The sequence below is a fragment of the Streptomyces sp. NPDC050806 genome, assembly GCF_055586425.1.
On record NZ_JBVJIF010000011.1, the window covers coordinates 256736 to 271485 of the forward strand.

At 72.2% G+C, this 14750-nt stretch carries 12 protein-coding genes; 8 read left to right on the forward strand and 4 right to left on the reverse strand.

All coding sequences use genetic code 11. The features are described from left to right. Positions 1-14 precede the first annotated feature (14 nt). On the reverse strand, positions 15-1277 hold the full coding sequence (locus ACZ6WH_RS32765; protein ID WP_469733022.1) for a PucR family transcriptional regulator: 1263 nt from the start codon (positions 1275-1277) through the stop codon (positions 15-17). Positions 1278-1478: 201 nt separating this feature from the next. Here ACZ6WH_RS32765 and ACZ6WH_RS32770 point away from each other — a divergent pair, with 201 nt between their 5' ends. Together ACZ6WH_RS32770 and pruA are read left to right on the forward strand one after the other, a co-directional pair. Beyond that, positions 1479-2405 carry a proline dehydrogenase family protein gene (locus ACZ6WH_RS32770; protein ID WP_469733024.1) on the forward strand — a complete coding sequence of 309 codons (927 nt, stop codon included), beginning with the start codon at positions 1479-1481 and terminating at the stop codon, positions 2403-2405. Between the two features lie 82 nt (positions 2406-2487). Then, positions 2488-4119, forward strand: coding sequence for an L-glutamate gamma-semialdehyde dehydrogenase (pruA, locus tag ACZ6WH_RS32775; protein ID WP_469733026.1), 1632 nt, complete (start codon positions 2488-2490; stop codon positions 4117-4119). 85 nt (positions 4120-4204) lie between these two features. On the opposite strand, the gene ACZ6WH_RS32780 is transcribed toward pruA, so the two are convergent. Continuing rightward, positions 4205-4342: a hypothetical protein gene (locus tag ACZ6WH_RS32780; protein WP_351598443.1), complete on the reverse strand. Its 138-nt coding sequence runs from the start codon at positions 4340-4342 to the stop codon at positions 4205-4207. A 364-nt stretch (positions 4343-4706) separates the two neighbouring features. On the opposite strand from ACZ6WH_RS32780, the gene ACZ6WH_RS32785 reads away from it, so the two are divergent. Both ACZ6WH_RS32785 and ACZ6WH_RS32790 read left to right on the forward strand, forming a co-directional pair. Next, positions 4707-5330: a TetR/AcrR family transcriptional regulator gene (locus ACZ6WH_RS32785; RefSeq protein ID WP_469733028.1), complete on the forward strand. Its 624-nt coding sequence runs from the start codon at positions 4707-4709 to the stop codon at positions 5328-5330. A gap of 8 nt (positions 5331-5338) precedes the next feature. Further along, positions 5339-6379 (forward strand): NAD(P)-dependent alcohol dehydrogenase, encoded by a 1041-nt coding sequence (locus ACZ6WH_RS32790; RefSeq protein WP_469733224.1) that lies wholly within the window; start codon positions 5339-5341, stop codon positions 6377-6379. Between the two features lie 18 nt (positions 6380-6397). Here ACZ6WH_RS32790 and ACZ6WH_RS32795 read toward each other — a convergent pair whose 3' ends face one another. Then, positions 6398-8017 (reverse strand): purple acid phosphatase family protein, encoded by a 1620-nt coding sequence (locus tag ACZ6WH_RS32795; RefSeq protein ID WP_469733030.1) that lies wholly within the window; start codon positions 8015-8017, stop codon positions 6398-6400. Positions 8018-8145: 128 nt separating this feature from the next. Here ACZ6WH_RS32795 and ACZ6WH_RS32800 point away from each other — a divergent pair, with 128 nt between their 5' ends. Further along, the gene (locus ACZ6WH_RS32800) at positions 8146-9186 is read left to right on the forward strand and encodes a 3-isopropylmalate dehydrogenase (RefSeq protein ID WP_469733032.1); all 1041 of its coding nucleotides are present in this window, start codon (positions 8146-8148) and stop codon (positions 9184-9186) included. A 275-nt stretch (positions 9187-9461) separates the two neighbouring features. After that, positions 9462-10571 carry a branched-chain amino acid aminotransferase gene (locus ACZ6WH_RS32805; RefSeq protein ID WP_469733034.1) on the forward strand — a complete coding sequence of 370 codons (1110 nt, stop codon included), beginning with the start codon at positions 9462-9464 and terminating at the stop codon, positions 10569-10571. 86 nt (positions 10572-10657) lie between these two features. Here ACZ6WH_RS32805 and ACZ6WH_RS32810 read toward each other — a convergent pair whose 3' ends face one another. Next, on the reverse strand, positions 10658-12088 hold the full coding sequence (locus ACZ6WH_RS32810; RefSeq protein ID WP_469733036.1) for a cytosine permease: 1431 nt from the start codon (positions 12086-12088) through the stop codon (positions 10658-10660). A gap of 177 nt (positions 12089-12265) precedes the next feature. Here ACZ6WH_RS32810 and ureA point away from each other — a divergent pair, with 177 nt between their 5' ends. Together ureA and ACZ6WH_RS32820 are read left to right on the forward strand one after the other, a co-directional pair. Next, the gene (gene ureA / locus ACZ6WH_RS32815) at positions 12266-12967 is read left to right on the forward strand and encodes an urease subunit gamma (RefSeq protein WP_469733038.1); all 702 of its coding nucleotides are present in this window, start codon (positions 12266-12268) and stop codon (positions 12965-12967) included. Then, entirely contained in the window at positions 12964-14667 is a 1704-nt protein-coding gene (locus ACZ6WH_RS32820) for an urease subunit alpha (RefSeq protein WP_469733040.1), read from the forward strand. Before ureA ends, ACZ6WH_RS32820 begins: the two co-directional genes overlap by 4 nt. Positions 14668-14750 lie beyond the last annotated feature (83 nt).

Below are 14750 nucleotides of genomic sequence, written 5' to 3' on the forward strand. Positions count from 1 at the left end.
CCCGTCGAAGACCCTTACAGCCGTGCCGACTTCAGTGCCATGTGGAGCAGGAGGCGGTCGGAGCCCTCGTCGAGGTCCAGGCCGGTGAGTTTCTCCACCCGGCCCAGCCGGTAGTAGAGCGTCTGCCGGTGGATGCCGAGCGACTGGGCCGTGCGGCTGGCCTGGCCCGCGCAGTCCAGGAACGCCTCGACGGTGCGCGCCAGTTCGGCGTGGGTGGGGGAGAGCAGGGGGCGAATCGTTTCATCCGAGGTACCGGCCGGGAGGCCCGTCAGCAGGCGGTACGCGCCGATGGCGTCCCACTGCGCGACCGGGCCCAGCCGCGGCTCGGCGTGCGCGGCGCGGGCGGCGGCCAGCGCCTCGCGCCAGGCGCCGGGCAGCGCGGTCGGCTCCTCACGGGTGGCCCCGAGGCCGGCGGCGGCCCCGCCACCGGCCCGCGGGGAGCGCAGCAGATGCTCGGCCGCGGAGTGCGCGGGCGCAAGTCCGCCGGCCGTCCGCAGGCGTACGAGCGCGGCCAGGGTGTGCCCGCACGTCCCGGCCCTGGACCCCGCGCCGGGCGGCCCGCCGGGGCGCCCGTCCGCGCTCCTCGTCCCGTCCGCGCCCTCCGTCCCGGCCGCGCCCGCCGGCATCGCGCTCGCGGCGAGCAGCCCCGGCAGGCCGGGCAGCGGAGCCGCGTCGGTGTCGGAGGTGTCCCAGGGCGTCACGGCGACCACCGCGAGCGGTGCCTCGGTCGCGCCGGGCCGCAGCGCGCCGCGCAGCGCGGCCGCTGCCGCCGGCCGGTCCGCCGCCCCGCTCAGCAGCAACTCCCTCAGCAGATCGCCCAGTTCGGCACCGGCCCGGGCCTCGGCCGCCAGCAGCGCGCCGATCCGCGTGGCGGTCTCCATCGCCTGCTCGATGCGCGGGTCGGGCGGCGTGCCGCGGCCGCCCAGCTCCAGGTTGCTGAGGTGGCCGTCGTCCAGCAGCCAGACGTAGCCGTGCACGATGCCGCGGTGGCGTACGGGCAGGCAGATGCGGCCCTTGAAGACCCCGGCCGCGGGGTCCGGCGGGATGCGCAGCGCGGACTTGGCGCGGGCGATGCCGAACCCCTCGAACCAGGCGCGGACGGCGGCCGTGGAGCGCCGCTGGAGGATGGACCGGGTCCGCACCGGGTCCATCATCGAGTCGTCGTCGCCCTCGTGCGCCCCGAACGCGATCAGCCGGAAGTCCCGGTCCTCCAGCGTCGCGGGCGCGCCGAGCGCCGCCGAGATCTCGTCCACCAGCTGCTCGTAGTCCCCTGGCATGCGCCGCCTGGCTCCTCTCCGGTCACGTCTGCGCCATTGTCCCCGCACATTCTCATACATCTGTCTGAGATCCCGGACACGAAGGCGTGACAGCTGTCGATGGCTACCGACGTACCGTGAAACTTACGTTTCTGGTGGCTCGTCCTGCCGGCGCGCCTTGCACGCTCGGCATCTGTCATCCGTGAACCGTGGAGGTGTCCCGTGCTGGGTCCCGTGATCCTCGCCGCAGCGCGCAGCGACAAAATGCGCCGTCTCGTCTCGGCCGCGCCGGTCACCCGCTCCGTCGTCGACCGCTTCATCGCGGGCGAGACCCTGGGCGACACCGTCCCCGCCGTCCGCTCCCTGGCCGACGCCGGTCTGGAGGTCACCCTGGACGTGCTGGGCGAGGACATCACCGACCCCGCGCAGGCGCTCCGCAACCGGGACTCCTACCTGGAGCTGGTCGAGGGCCTGAAGCCGCTGGGCCTGGGCGCCAGGGCCGAGATGTCGGTCAAGCTCTCCGCCTTCGGGCAGGCCCTGCCCGGCGGCCACGAGCTGGCCCTGAAGAACGTCGTCCCGGTCGTCGAGGCCGCCGCCGCGATCGGCACGACGGTCACCCTGGACATGGAGGACCACACCACCGTGGACTCCACCCTCGCCATCCTGGCCGAGCTGCGGGAACGCTTCCCGCAGACCGGCGCGGTGCTGCAGTCCTACCTCTTCCGTACCGAGGACGACTGCCGCGCGCTGGCCGGGGAAGGCTCGCGGGTGAGGCTGGTGAAGGGCGCGTACAAGGAGCCCGCCACCGTCGCCTTCCAGGACAAGGCCGAGGTGGACAAGGCGTACGTCCGCTGCCTGAAGATCCTGATGGAGGGCGAGGGCTACCCCATGGTCGGGTCGCACGACCCGCGCATGGTCGCCATCGCCCAGGACCTCGCCTTCCGCGCCGGCCGCAAGAACGAGGACTACGAGTTCCAGATGCTCTACGGCATCCGGGACGACGAGCAGCGACGGCTCGCCGCGGAGGGCCACCGCATGCGCGTCTACGTCGCCTACGGCACCGACTGGTACGGCTACTTCATGCGCCGGCTGGCCGAGCGTCCCGCGAACCTCGCGTTCTTCGCCCGCTCGCTGCTCACCCGGGGCTGAGCCCCCGTCCGGGCCCGCCCCCGGGCCGCCCCGCACACCACAGACTTCGCACCCGCACCCGACAGAAGGAGACACGGCCGCCATGGACGCTGTGACCCACGTCCCCGCCCCGTACAACGAGCCGGTCCACGGCTACGCCCCCGGCTCCCCGGAGCGCGCCCGCCTGGAGGCGAAGCTCAAGGAGCTCGCCGAGAACCCCATCGACCTCCCGATGACCATCAACGGTGAGAAGCGGATGGGCGGCGGCGAGCGCTTCGACGTCGTGCAGCCCCACAACCACAAGGCTGTGCTGGGCACCTACGCCAATGCCACGAAGGCCGACGCGCAGGAGGCCGTGGACGCGGCGCTGGCCGCGGCCCCGGCCTGGCGCGCGATGTCCTTCGACGACCGCGCCGCGATCCTGCTGAAGGCCGCCGACCTGCTGTCCGGCCCGTGGCGCGAGACGATCGCCGCCTCGACCATGCTCGGCCAGTCCAAGACCGCCCAGCAGGCCGAGATCGACGCGCCGTGCGAGCTGGTGGACTTCTGGCGCTTCAACGTGCACTTCGCGCGCGAGCTGCTGAGCGAGCAGCCCCCCATGCAGCCCAACGGGGTGTGGAACCGGCTGGACCACCGCCCGCTGGAGGGCTTCGTCTACGCGATCACGCCGTTCAACTTCACCGCGATCGCCGGCAACCTGCCCACCGCGCCCGCCCTGATGGGCAACGTGGTGGTCTGGAAGCCGTCCCCCACCCAGACCCACTCCGCCATCCTGCTCATGGAGCTGCTGGAGGAGGCCGGGCTGCCCAAGGGCGTCATCAACCTGGTCACCGGGGACGGCAAGGAGGTCTCCGAGGTCGCGCTGCCGCACCCGGAGCTGGCCGGCGTGCACTTCACCGGCTCCACCAAGACCTTCCAGTACCTGTGGAAGGAGGTCGGCCAGAACATCGAGACCTACCGCTCCTACCCGCGTCTGGTCGGCGAGACCGGCGGCAAGGACTTCATCGTCGCCCACCCCACCGCGGACCCGGCGATCCTGAAGACCGCCATCACCCGCGGCGCGTTCGAGTACCAGGGCCAGAAGTGCTCCGCGGCCTCGCGCGCCTACATCGCCCGCTCCACCTGGGAGAACGGCCTCAAGGACGACCTGGTCGCCGAGGTCGAGTCCCTGACCATGGGTGACACCTCCGACCTGAGCAACTTCATCGGCGCCGTCATCGACGACCGGTCCTTCGCCAAGAACAAGGCCGCCATCGACCGCGCCAAGGCCGACCCGGCCTGCGAGATCGTCGCGGGCGGCACGTACGACGACTCGGTGGGCTACTTCGTCCGCCCGACCGTCATCGTCTGCTCCGACCCGGAGAACGAGGTCTTCAAGACCGAGTACTTCGGCCCGATCATGGCCGTCCACGTCTACGAGGACGCGGACTTCGACGCCACGGTCGAGCAGATGGAGTCGGCCTCGGCGTACGCGCTGACCGGCGCCGTCCTGGCCAAGGACCGGCAGGTCGTCGCCGAGGTGTCGGAGAAGCTGCGCTTCGCGGCCGGCAACTTCTACATCAACGACCGCCCCACCGGCTCGATCGTCGGCCAGCAGCCCTTCGGCGGCGGCCGCGCCTCGGGCACCAACGACAAGGCGGGTTCGAAGTTCAACCTGCTGCGCTGGATGTCGCCGCGCGCCATCAAGGAGACGATGGTCGCCCCGACCGACTACCGCTACCCGCACATGGGCTGAGGCCCGGGGCAGCGCGGCCGGCCCGGCCGCACGCACTCCGCCCCCGTCCGGCAGCACAGACTGCCGGACGGGGGCGGTTTCACGTTCAGTGCCCGGTCGCGCCGCCGTTGTCGCGGCGGTCCAGGGCGCGCTGCAGAGCAGCGGCGGCGTTCCTGCGGTCGGTCTCGCCGGACGTGCGCACGCGGTGACGGATCCTGCGGGCAGGGGCAGCGGTTTCGGCCATGGCCACGTCTCTCCTCTGTTCGATCCCCGAGATGCCGAGAAAGCGGAATGCGACGCCGGAGCGGGCGGGGCCAGGTCGCGCCAGGGGTCACCTGTGCGTGCGCGCCGGCCTGAGCCGCCTTCGCTGGGTGGAGCGAGACGTTCGGCTTCCTACAAAGTTAGGACAGCCGGGCCGTGCTGTCTGCACAATTACTTGGTCTTCCTACTATCTGAGACGGCGTACGGGTGACGGTGCCGTGCGTGCGGCTGTGACCTGGGGATTCGCTGTCCGGGGGAGCTGGGCTGTCGCACGGTTCACACCCATTTCCCGATGTCCCGGCGGGACATGTGTCCCGCCGGGACACATTTGGGTGTACGGTGCACGCATGGCTGACGAAGCGCCCGAACCGGGTCGAAAGGTGCAGGCCGCGCGCCGTACCCGGGACCGGCTCGCGGCCGCCGCGCTCGCCCTCGCGCTGGAGCGCGGACTCGCCGCCGTCACCGTCGAGGCGATCGCCGCCCGCGCCGACGTCACCCGCCGCACGTTCAGCCGCCACTTCACCGGCAAGGAGAGCGCCGTTGTGGACTGCCTCCGCGCCGACGCCGACCGGATCAACCGCGCCCTGCGCGCCCGGCCCGCCGGCGAACCGCCGCTGACCGCCTACCACCGGGCCGTACGGGACTGGCTCGCCGACCCGGACAACCCCGCCTGGCACCGCCGCCCGCGGATGTTCGACCTGCTGCGCCTCGCCGAACAGGAGCCGGCGCTCTTCGCCGCCCTCCAGCACACCCGGGTGGACGCCCAGGAGGACTCCGTCCGCATCCTCGCCGACCGGCTCGGCACCGACCCCGACACCGACCTGCGCCCCGCCGTACTGGTCGGCGCGGGCGCCGGGGCCCTGATCGCCGCACAGACCGCCTGGGTGCGCGGCGGGGACACGGGGGCGCTGCCCCGTCTGGTCGACCAGGCATTCGCGGCGCTCGCCGCAGAACGAGGAGGTTCGCCATGAAGGCCACGATGAAGGCCGTCCAGTACCGCACCGTGGGCGCCGCGCCCGAGGTCGTCGAGGTGCCCGTGCCCGTACCGGGGCCCGGCCAGGTCCTGCTGAAGGTGACCGCCGCCGGGGTCTGCCACTCCGACTTCTCGGTCATGCAGTGGCCTGCGGACCGGCTGCCCTTCCCGCTGCCGCTCACCCTCGGCCACGAGGGCGCCGGCACGGTCGCCGCGCTCGGCGACGGCGTCACCGGCTTCGCCGTGGGCGACCAGGTCGCCGTGTACGGCCCGTGGGGCTGCGGCTCCTGCGTCAAGTGCGCCGAGGGCAAGGAGAACTACTGCCTGCGCGCCCCCGAGCTCGGCATCCGCCCGCCCGGCCTGGGCGCCCCCGGCGCGCTCGCCGAGTACCTGCTCGTCGACGACGCCCGCCACCTGCTGCCGCTCGGTGGCCTGGACCCCGTACAGGCCGTGCCGCTCACCGACGCGGGCCTCACCCCATACCACGCCATCAAGCGCTCGCTGCCGAAGCTGGTGCCCGGCTCCACCGCCGTCGTCATCGGCACCGGCGGCCTCGGCCACGTCGCCATCCAGCTGCTGCGCGCGCTGAGCACGGCCCGGGTGATCGCCCTGGACGTCAGCGAGGAGAAGCTGGCGCTGGCCCGCGAGGTCGGGGCGCACGAGACGGTGCTCTCCGACGAGAACGCCGCGGCGGCCGTCCGCGGACTGACCGGCGGCCTCGGCGCCCAGCTCGTCCTGGACTTCGTCGGCGCGCCGCCCACCGTCACCACCGCGGGCGCGGTCGCGGCCGTCGAGGCGGACGTGACGATCGTCGGCCTCGGCGGCGGCGCGCTGCCCGTCGGCTTCGGCACCTCGGAGTACGAGGTGTCGGTGGCCGCGCCGTACTGGGGCAGCCGCGCCGAACTAGCCGAGGTCCTGCAGCTGGCCCGGGCCGGCGCGCTCCGGGTGCACGTCGAGACGTACGGCATCGACGACGCGCCGCTGGCCTACGAGCGGCTGCACCACGGGCGGATCAACGGCCGGGCCGTGATCCTCCCGAACGGCTGACCGCCCCGGCCGGTCCGCTCAGCCCTTCGCCGGGGCGGCGGCCGACCGCGTCACCTCGAAGTGGTCGACCCGCTCGCCCGTCTCGGCGAGCGCGGTGACCTTCATCCGGGGGCGGTGGCCGGTCTCGACCTCCACCGCGAGGAAGGAGAAACCGGTGTAGCGCACCCGCGACCAGGCCACGTTGTCGGTGTTCTTCCCGCCGCCCTTCACCCAGTGGTACGTCTCCACCTCGTCCAGGTCCTTCACGTGCCCCTCGTAGCTGTCCGGCACCGGGAACTTGTACAGCGCCTTGCCCGCGCCGCCCGCCGTGACGTACACGATGCCCTCGTGCGCGGAGTCCACATGGCCGCCGACCGGCACCTTGCGGGACACATCGGTGCCCTTGATCGCGTCGGTGCGCTCGTAGATGTGGTTGTGGCCGTTGATCACCAGGTCCACGCCGTGCTTCTCGAAGAGCGGCAGCCAGGCGTCCCGCACGCCGCCGTCCGAGGCGTGCGAGACGGTCGTGGAGAACGCGCAGTGGTGGAAGAAGACCACGAGGAAGTCGATGTCGTCGCGGCCGCGCAGCTCGCCGAGGCGGCGGTCCAGCCACCGGGTCTGCTTCCCGTTCGTGTAGCCGGTGTTCGCGGTGATCTCGTAGCTGACGTCGTTGGCGTCCAGCGCGACCACGCCCACGTTGCCGTAGGTGAAGGAGTAGACGCCGGGCGCCTTCCTCGGGTCCGGGCCGTTCTCCGGCAGCGACCAGCGGGCCAGCTGGCCGCCGTAGCCGTCGGGGGAGTACCAGGCCTCCATGTCGTGGTTGCCGGTCGTCACCATCCACGGCACCGACTTGGCGACCGTCTCCGTCTGCGCCAGGAACTGGTCCCACACCCGCGCGTCGTAGGTGTCCTCCGCCGACCCCTGGCCGTCCGGGTCGGCGTAGCAGATGTCGCCCGCGTGCAGGTGGAACGAGGGGTTCTGGCCCAGGATCAGCTGGTCGTTGGCGAGTGCGTCGTAGCTGACGCCCTGGTCGCCGAAGGCGGTGAAGACGAACTTCTCCGGCCGCGCGGGAGCCGTACGGAACGTGCCGACGGTGGAGAAGTGGCGCGCGTCGGCCGGGTCGAAGCCGTCGTGGCCGACGCCGTAGTAGTACGTCGTGCCCGGCTTCAGGCCGTCCAGCGCGGCGTGCAGGTAGTACTGGTCGACGGCCGGCAGCTTCTTCGTGAGCGCGGGGGTGTGCAGGTCCCGCACCTCCGCCTCGATCTTCCGGCTGAGGTCCCACGGCTTCAGGCCCACCCGCAGGTACGGCCGCTTCACCGCGAACGGCACCTGCCAGGAGACCCGCATCTGCGTCTTCGGGTCGGCGCCGAACTGCAGGTGCCGGCCGAAGGGCGCCACCATCGAGCCGTCCACCGTGGCCGTGGCGGGCGTGGAGAGCAGGGTCGTGGAGCGCGGCGACGCGCAGGCCGTGGTGGTGCCGAGCAGCCCGCTGCCCGCGACGATCCCCGCACCCGCCGCCGAGGTGCGCAGCAGTCCGCGGCGGGACAGCTTGGTGCGCAGGTACTCGTGCTGCTCGGCCATGGACATGCGGGCGGCGATCCGCTCCGGGATGCCGAAGCGGGGGATGTCGGGGGACGTGGGGGTCTCACGGGAAGCCATGCCGGTAACGTCCCATCGCCCCGGAACCGGATGACGTACTCCCGGTTAACCTCAGCTGTACGGCTCACCATGTGTCCGTATGCCGGACGGTGGATGTCAGCCCCTGGGACGAAGAGTAGGGTCCAGGCATGTCTCGCAGCATTCGCCTCGCAGTGATCCCCGGTGACGGTATCGGCCAGGAAGTCGTGGCCCAGGGCCTCAAGGTCCTCTCGGCCGTCCTCCCGCAGGACGTGAAGCTGGAAACCCAGGAGTACGACCTGGGCGCCAAGCGATGGCACGCGACCGGCGAGACCCTGCCGGACGCGGAGATGGAGTCGCTCAAGCAGCACGACGCGATCCTGCTCGGCGCGATCGGCGACCCGTCCGTGCCCTCCGGCGTCCTGGAGCGCGGCCTGCTGCTGAAGCTCCGCTTCGCGTTCGACCACTTCGTCAACCTGCGCCCGTCGAAGCTCTTCCCGAACACCAGCACCCCGCTGGCCGGCCGCCCCGACATCGACTTCGTCGTCGTCCGCGAGGGCACCGAGGGCCCCTACACCGGCAACGGCGGCAGCCTGCGCACCGGTACGCCCCACGAGGTCGCCACCGAGGTGAGCCTGAACACGGCGTACGGCGTCGAGCGGGTCGTGCGGGACGCGTACGAGCGCGCCCAGGCCCGCCCGCGCAAGAAGCTGACGCTGGTCCACAAGAACAACGTCCTGGTCCACGCCGGCCACATGTGGAAGAACATCTTCGACAAGGTCGGCGAGGAGTACCCCGAGGTCACCACCGACTACCTGCACGTCGACGCCGCGACGATCTTCTTCGTCACGCAGCCGGAGCGCTTCGACGTCATCGTCACCGACAACCTCTTCGGTGACATCCTCACCGACCTCGCCGCTGCCGTGACCGGCGGCATCGGCCTGGCCGCCTCCGGCAACATCAATCCTTCCGGCGCCTTCCCGTCCATGTTCGAGCCGGTCCACGGCTCGGCCCCGGACATCGCGGGCACCGGCAAGGCCGACCCGACGGCGACCATCCTCTCCGTCGCGCTCCTCCTGCGGCACCTCGGCTACGACGCCGAGGCCACCCGCATCGAGGAGGCCGTCGCCACGGACCTCGAAGGCCGCGACGGAACGGCCCGCACCACCGACGAGATCGGCGACGCGCTCGCCGGCCGAGTAGCGGGCTGACGCCGCTGCTTCGACACGACAGCTGAAGCTGTCTCTGCCCGTAGCCCAGCGGCGATGCCTGACAAGGCACCCGGCCGCTGGGCTACTCGGCGGTTGGGTGCGACCATCGACCCCAGGTCGCGCTTGAGCATTACGTCACCTCCTTCCTCTCCGCGGTCCCACACGAGCGATAATCGGACGCGGGACCGCGTACGGGAGGGAACTCGGACGTCCACGTACCGACAGGACGTCATGAGCGCGGCCGCCACAACCTCACCGGTGAAGGACACGCACTCATGACGACGCCCACGATCGAGCTCAAGCCCTCCGCGCACCCGCTGTCCGCAGCGGAGCGCGAGAAGATCCTGGCCAGCCCCGGCTTCGGCCGGCACTTCACCGATCACATGGTGACCGTTCGGTGGACCGAGGGCCGCGGCTGGCACGACGCACAGCTCGTCCCGTACGCGCCGCTCTCCATCGACCCGGCGAACATGACGCTGCACTACGCCCAGACGATCTTCGAGGGGCTGAAGGCGTACCGCCGGCCCGACGGCTCCGTCGCCACCTTCCGGCCCGAGGCCAACGCCCAGCGCTTCCAGCGCTCCGCGCGCCGCCTCGGCATGCCCGAACTGCCCGTCGAGACCTTCCTCGCCGCCTGCGACGCGCTGGTCGAGCAGGACAAGGGCTGGGTCCCGGCGCACGGCGGCGAGGAGTCGCTCTACCTGCGCCCCTTCATGTTCGCCACCGAGGTCGGCCTCGGCGTGAAGCCCGCCAACGAGTACCTCTTCCTCGTGATCGCCTCGCCCGCCGGCGCCTACTTCCCCGGCGGCGTCAAGCCCGTCTCCATCTGGCTGTCCGAGGACCGGGTGCGTGCCGTCCCCGGCGGCATGGGCGACGCCAAGACCGGCGGCAACTACGCCGCGTCCCTGCTCGCCCAGGCCGAGGCCGCCGAGAAGGGCTGCGACCAGGTCGCCTACCTCGACGCCGTGGAGCACAAGTGGGTCGAGGAGCTGGGCGGCATGAACCTGTACTTCGTGTACGGGAACGGCGGCGCGGACGGCCGGCCGAAGATCGTCACCCCGACGCTGACGGGCTCGCTCCTCGCGGGTGTCACCCGTGACTCCCTGCTCACCGTCGCCCGCGACCTGGGCTACGAGGCGGAGGAGGCGCGCGTCTCCATCGACCAGTGGCAGGCCGACACCGAGAACGGCACGCTCACCGAGGTCTTCGCCTGCGGCACCGCCGCGGTCATCACGCCCGTCGGCACGGTGAAGCGCACCGGCGCCGAGTGGCAGCAGGGCGGCGGCGAGCCCGGCGAGGTCACCATGAAGCTCCGCGAGGCCCTGCTGGACATCCAGCGCGGCACGGCGGCGGACACCCATGGCTGGATGCACCCGCTGGGCTGACCTCCGACGGAAGCCGACGGCGACGGGCCGTCCCGGGTGCGCCTCCGCGCCCCGGGACGGCCCGTCGCCGTACGGCACACGCCGCGCTAGGGCACCTCCGCAGGGGCCTCCTCCACCGGCGCGACGGACACCGGCAGGGCCGCCGGGCGACGCGTCAGCGCCCCGTACAGCACGGCCGCGACCAGCGCCGACAGCAGGAACGAGAGATCGATGCCGCCGGTGTACGGGACCAGCGGGCCGGTGTAGAGCGGGGTGTCCACCGCCGCCAGGCCGACCAGCGAGCCCAGCGCCCACGCCGCCGTGGCGGGCGCGTTCCAGCCCGCGGTGTACCAGTACCGGCCGCCCCGGGAGCGGCGGTTGTAGACCTGCAGCGCCTCGGAGTCGTACACCCCGCGGCAGCGCGCGAAGCCGATGACGGTGATCACCGCCCAGGGCGTGCCGACCGCGGTGAGCAGCAGCATGAACGAGGTCATCGCGTCCTGCGCGTCCCACGCGAAGTGGCCGAGGTAGACGAAGAACGTGGCGACCGCGGCGACGACGTACGTCGCCTGGGTGCGGGTGGCGCGCGGCAGGATCGCGTCGAGGTCCAGGCCCATCGAGTACAGCATCAGGCCCGCGTTGCCGACCGAGCCCGCCGAGGCGGCGAGGAAGAGCGGCGCGAGGAACCAGAACGGCGCGCCCGCCACGAGCGGCCCGGCGTAGTCCTCGCCCGCGCCGACCGCGAGCGCGGTGAAGGTGCCGAAGAGCTGGGGGATCAGCAGGCCCGCGACCAGCCCGAGGCAGGTGGCCAGGAACACCTTGCGGGAGCCGTGGCGGCGCGGGGAGATGTACCGGGTGTAGTCGCCGAGCAGCGTGATGAAGGCGATCGGGCCGCTCAGTCCGGCCGAGACCACGGCGAGCAGCCAGGTGGGCCAGAAGCTGCCGAGCAGGTACGCGCTGCCGTGCGGCGCGGCGGTGGTGAAGTCCGGCGCGTAGGCGAACAGGCCGACGGCGAGGATCGCCGTCATGCCGAGCGCGAGGACGCGGGAGAGGCGGAGCAGGAGCTTGTAGCCGTAGACCGCGCCGGCGGCCGTGCAGACGGCGAGCAGGGCGTAGACGGCCGCATAGCTCGCGCCGCTGTCGGGCAGGCCGGTGAGCCTGGCGAGCGTGCCGACGACGGCGTCGCCGCCCACCCAGAGGGTGAGCGCGGTGTAGCCGAGCGAGAGCAGCAGGCCGATCACCGAGCCGACCAGCCGGCCGCGCACCCCGAAGTGCGCGCCGGAACTGGTGGAGAGGTTGGTGCCGGTACGCAGCGAGACCAGCGCGAGCGGCGCGGTGAGCAGCGTGCCGACGAGGGTGCCGACGGTGAGGGAGGTGACCGACGGCCAGAACCCCAGCCCGAAGGAGACCGGCAGCCACCCGAAGATCACCACGCCGAGGGCGAGGTTCGAACCGAGCAGGATGGAGACGAGATCGCGGGGGCTGCTGGTGCGTTCCTCGTCGGGGATCGTGTCGACTCCGCGTTGTTCGATCGGCATGAGAGGGCTCCTCTGAGAGGCCGGACAACTGTCGGGGGGTGGCCGCTCCGGGGGGAAGCGTTCCGGTTTATTGAGCGGCGCTCAATGTGACCCATGCCCCTGTGTGCGGTCAACCCCTTCCCACGCCTCGATACTGTGGTTAGAGTGACGCTCTAATCGATCAGGAGGTGTGGTGGCATGCGGCTGACCCCGACCGAGCGCGACCGGCTGCTGCTGTTCGGCGCCGCCGAACTGGCGAGAGCGCGCAGGGCACGCGGCCTGAAGCTGAACGTGCCCGAGGCGACGGCGCTGGTCGCGGACACGGTCTGCGAGGTGGCCAGGGACGGCGGCCGGCTGGCCGACGCCATCGAGGCGGCCCGCGCGGTCCTCGGCCCGGACGACGTGCTGCCCGGCGTCGCCGACGTCGTGACCGAGGTGCACGTCGAGGCCGTCTTCGACGACGGCTCCCGGCTCGCCGTGGTCAGCGACCCCATCGCCGGGGGATCGATGGGCGACGCGGCACCCGGCGCGATCCTGCCCGGCCCCGCCGACACGGCCCCCGAGCCCGCGGTCACCGTCCGCGTCCGCAACACCGCGACCGTCCCCGTCAGCGTCACCTCCCACTTCCACTTCTTCGAGGCCAACCCCCGGCTCGACTTCGACCGCGCCGCCGCCTACGGCATGCGGCTCAACGTCCCCGCCGGCTCCTCCCAGCGCTTCGACCCGGGCGCCGAGGAACAGGTCGGCCTCCTGCCGATCGGCGGCGAACGGATCGCCATCGGCTTCGCGGGCCTGGTGGACGGCCCGCTCGACGCACCGGGGGCCAAGGAAGAAGCGCTGCGGCGGGCCGCCGCCTGCGGCTACCTGGGGGCGAGCACCGAAGAGGAGGAGCGGGCATGACCATCGACCCGCAGGAATACGCGTCCGTGCACGGCCCCCGGGCCGGCGACCGGGTCGTCCTCGGCGACACCGGCCTCGTCGTACGCGTCGAGTCCGACGCCCAGAAGCCCGGCGACGAATTCCTCGCCGGCTTCGGCAAGACCGCCCGCGACGGCCTGCACCTCAAGGCCGCCGCCGTCCGCGAGACCTGTGACGTCGTCATCAGCAACGTCCTCGTCATCGACGCCGTCCAGGGCATCCGCAAGGTGTCCATCGGCATCCGCGAGGGCCGCATCAGCGGCATCGGCCGGGCCGGCAACCCCGACACCACGGACGGTATCGACGTCGTCGTCGGCACCGGCACCTCGATCGTCTCCGGTGAGGGCCTGATAGCCACGGCGGGCGCGGTGGACACCCACGTCCACCTGCTCTCGCCGCGCATCATGGAGGCCTCCCTGGCCTCCGGCGTCACCTCCATCATCGGCCAGGAGTTCGGCCCCGTCTGGGGTGTCGGCGTCAACTCGCCCTGGGCCCTGCGGCACGCCTTCAACTCCTTCGACGCCTGGCCCGTCAACATCGGCTTCCTCGGCCGCGGCTCCTCCTCGGACCCGGCCCCGCTCGTCGAGGCGCTCGCCGAGGGCGGCGCCTCCGGCTTCAAGGTCCACGAGGACATGGGCGCCCACACCCGCGCCCTGGACACCGCCCTGCGCGTCGCCGAGGAACACGACGTCCAGGTCGCCCTGCACAGCGACGGCCTCAACGAGTGCCTGTCGGTCGAGGACACCCTCTCCGTCCTCGACGGCCGTACCATCCACGCCTTCCACATCGAGGGCTGCGGCGGCGGCCACGTACCCAACGTCCTGAAGATGGCGGGCGTGGAGAACGTCATCGGCTCCTCCACCAACCCCACGCTGCCCTTCGGCCGGGACGCGGTCGCCGAGCACTACGGCATGATCGTCTCCGTCCACGACCTGAAGACGGACCTGCCCGGCGACGCCGCCATGGCCCGCGACCGGATCCGCTCCGGCACCATGGGCGCCGAGGACGTCCTGCACGACCTGGGCGCCATCGGCATCACCTCCTCCGACGCGCAGGGCATGGGCCGCGCCGGCGAGACCGTACGCCGCACCTTCGCCATGGCCGGCAAGATGAAGGCCGAACTCGGCCCCATGGAGGGCGACGGCGCGCACGACGACAACGCCCGCGTCCTCCGCTACATGGCCAAGCTCACCATCAACCCCGCCATCGCCCACGGCCTCTCCCACGAGATCGGCTCCCTCGAAGTCGGCAAGATGGCCGACATCGCCCTCTGGCAGCCCCGCTACTTCGGCGCCAAGCCGCAGATGGTCCTGAAGTCCGGCTTCCCCGCGTGGGGCGTCACCGGCGACCCCAACGCCGCCACCGACACCTGCGAACCCCTCGTCATGGGCCCGCTGTTCGGCGGCCACGGCGCCACCGCCGCCGACCTGTCCGTCGCCTTCGTCAGCGGCGCCGCGGTCGAAGCGGGCTCGCCCGGCAGGGCCTTCGACTCGCTGCCCACCCGGCGCCGCCGCGTCGCCGTCCGCGGCACCCGCGGCATCGGCCCCCGCGACCTGCTGCTCAACGACCGCGTCGGCAACGTCCAGGTCGACGGCGACACCGGACTGGTCACCCTCGACGGCGCCCCCATGCGCTCCGACCCCGCCGACCACGTCTCGCTGTCCCGGCTCTACTTCCTCTGAGCCGGCACCGCAACCGCCGCCCGGCACACCCGGGCCGGCACCCGACCGGGGGCGTCCGTTCGTGCGGGACGGCGTCCCCTCCC

Excerpts from the sequence above, each read along its gene's own strand:
- ACZ6WH_RS32785 (WP_469733028.1), top strand. The coding sequence starts at position 4,707 with ATGGCTGACGAAGCGCCCGAACCGGGTCGAAAGGTGCAGGCCGCGCGC.
- ACZ6WH_RS32820 (WP_469733040.1), top strand. The coding sequence starts at position 12,964 with ATGACCATCGACCCGCAGGAATACGCGTCCGTGCACGGCCCCCGGGCC.
- ACZ6WH_RS32800 (WP_469733032.1), top strand. The coding sequence starts at position 8,146 with ATGTCTCGCAGCATTCGCCTCGCAGTGATCCCCGGTGACGGTATCGGC.
- ACZ6WH_RS32780 (WP_351598443.1), bottom strand. The coding sequence starts at position 4,342 with ATGGCCGAAACCGCTGCCCCTGCCCGCAGGATCCGTCACCGCGTGCGC.
- ACZ6WH_RS32795 (WP_469733030.1), bottom strand. The coding sequence starts at position 8,017 with ATGGCTTCCCGTGAGACCCCCACGTCCCCCGACATCCCCCGCTTCGGC.
- pruA (WP_469733026.1), top strand. The coding sequence starts at position 2,488 with ATGGACGCTGTGACCCACGTCCCCGCCCCGTACAACGAGCCGGTCCAC.
- ACZ6WH_RS32810 (WP_469733036.1), bottom strand. The coding sequence starts at position 12,088 with ATGCCGATCGAACAACGCGGAGTCGACACGATCCCCGACGAGGAACGC.
- ACZ6WH_RS32790 (WP_469733224.1), top strand. The coding sequence starts at position 5,339 with ATGAAGGCCGTCCAGTACCGCACCGTGGGCGCCGCGCCCGAGGTCGTC.
- ACZ6WH_RS32765 (WP_469733022.1), bottom strand. The coding sequence starts at position 1,277 with ATGCCAGGGGACTACGAGCAGCTGGTGGACGAGATCTCGGCGGCGCTC.
- ACZ6WH_RS32805 (WP_469733034.1), top strand. The coding sequence starts at position 9,462 with ATGACGACGCCCACGATCGAGCTCAAGCCCTCCGCGCACCCGCTGTCC.
- ureA (WP_469733038.1), top strand. The coding sequence starts at position 12,266 with ATGCGGCTGACCCCGACCGAGCGCGACCGGCTGCTGCTGTTCGGCGCC.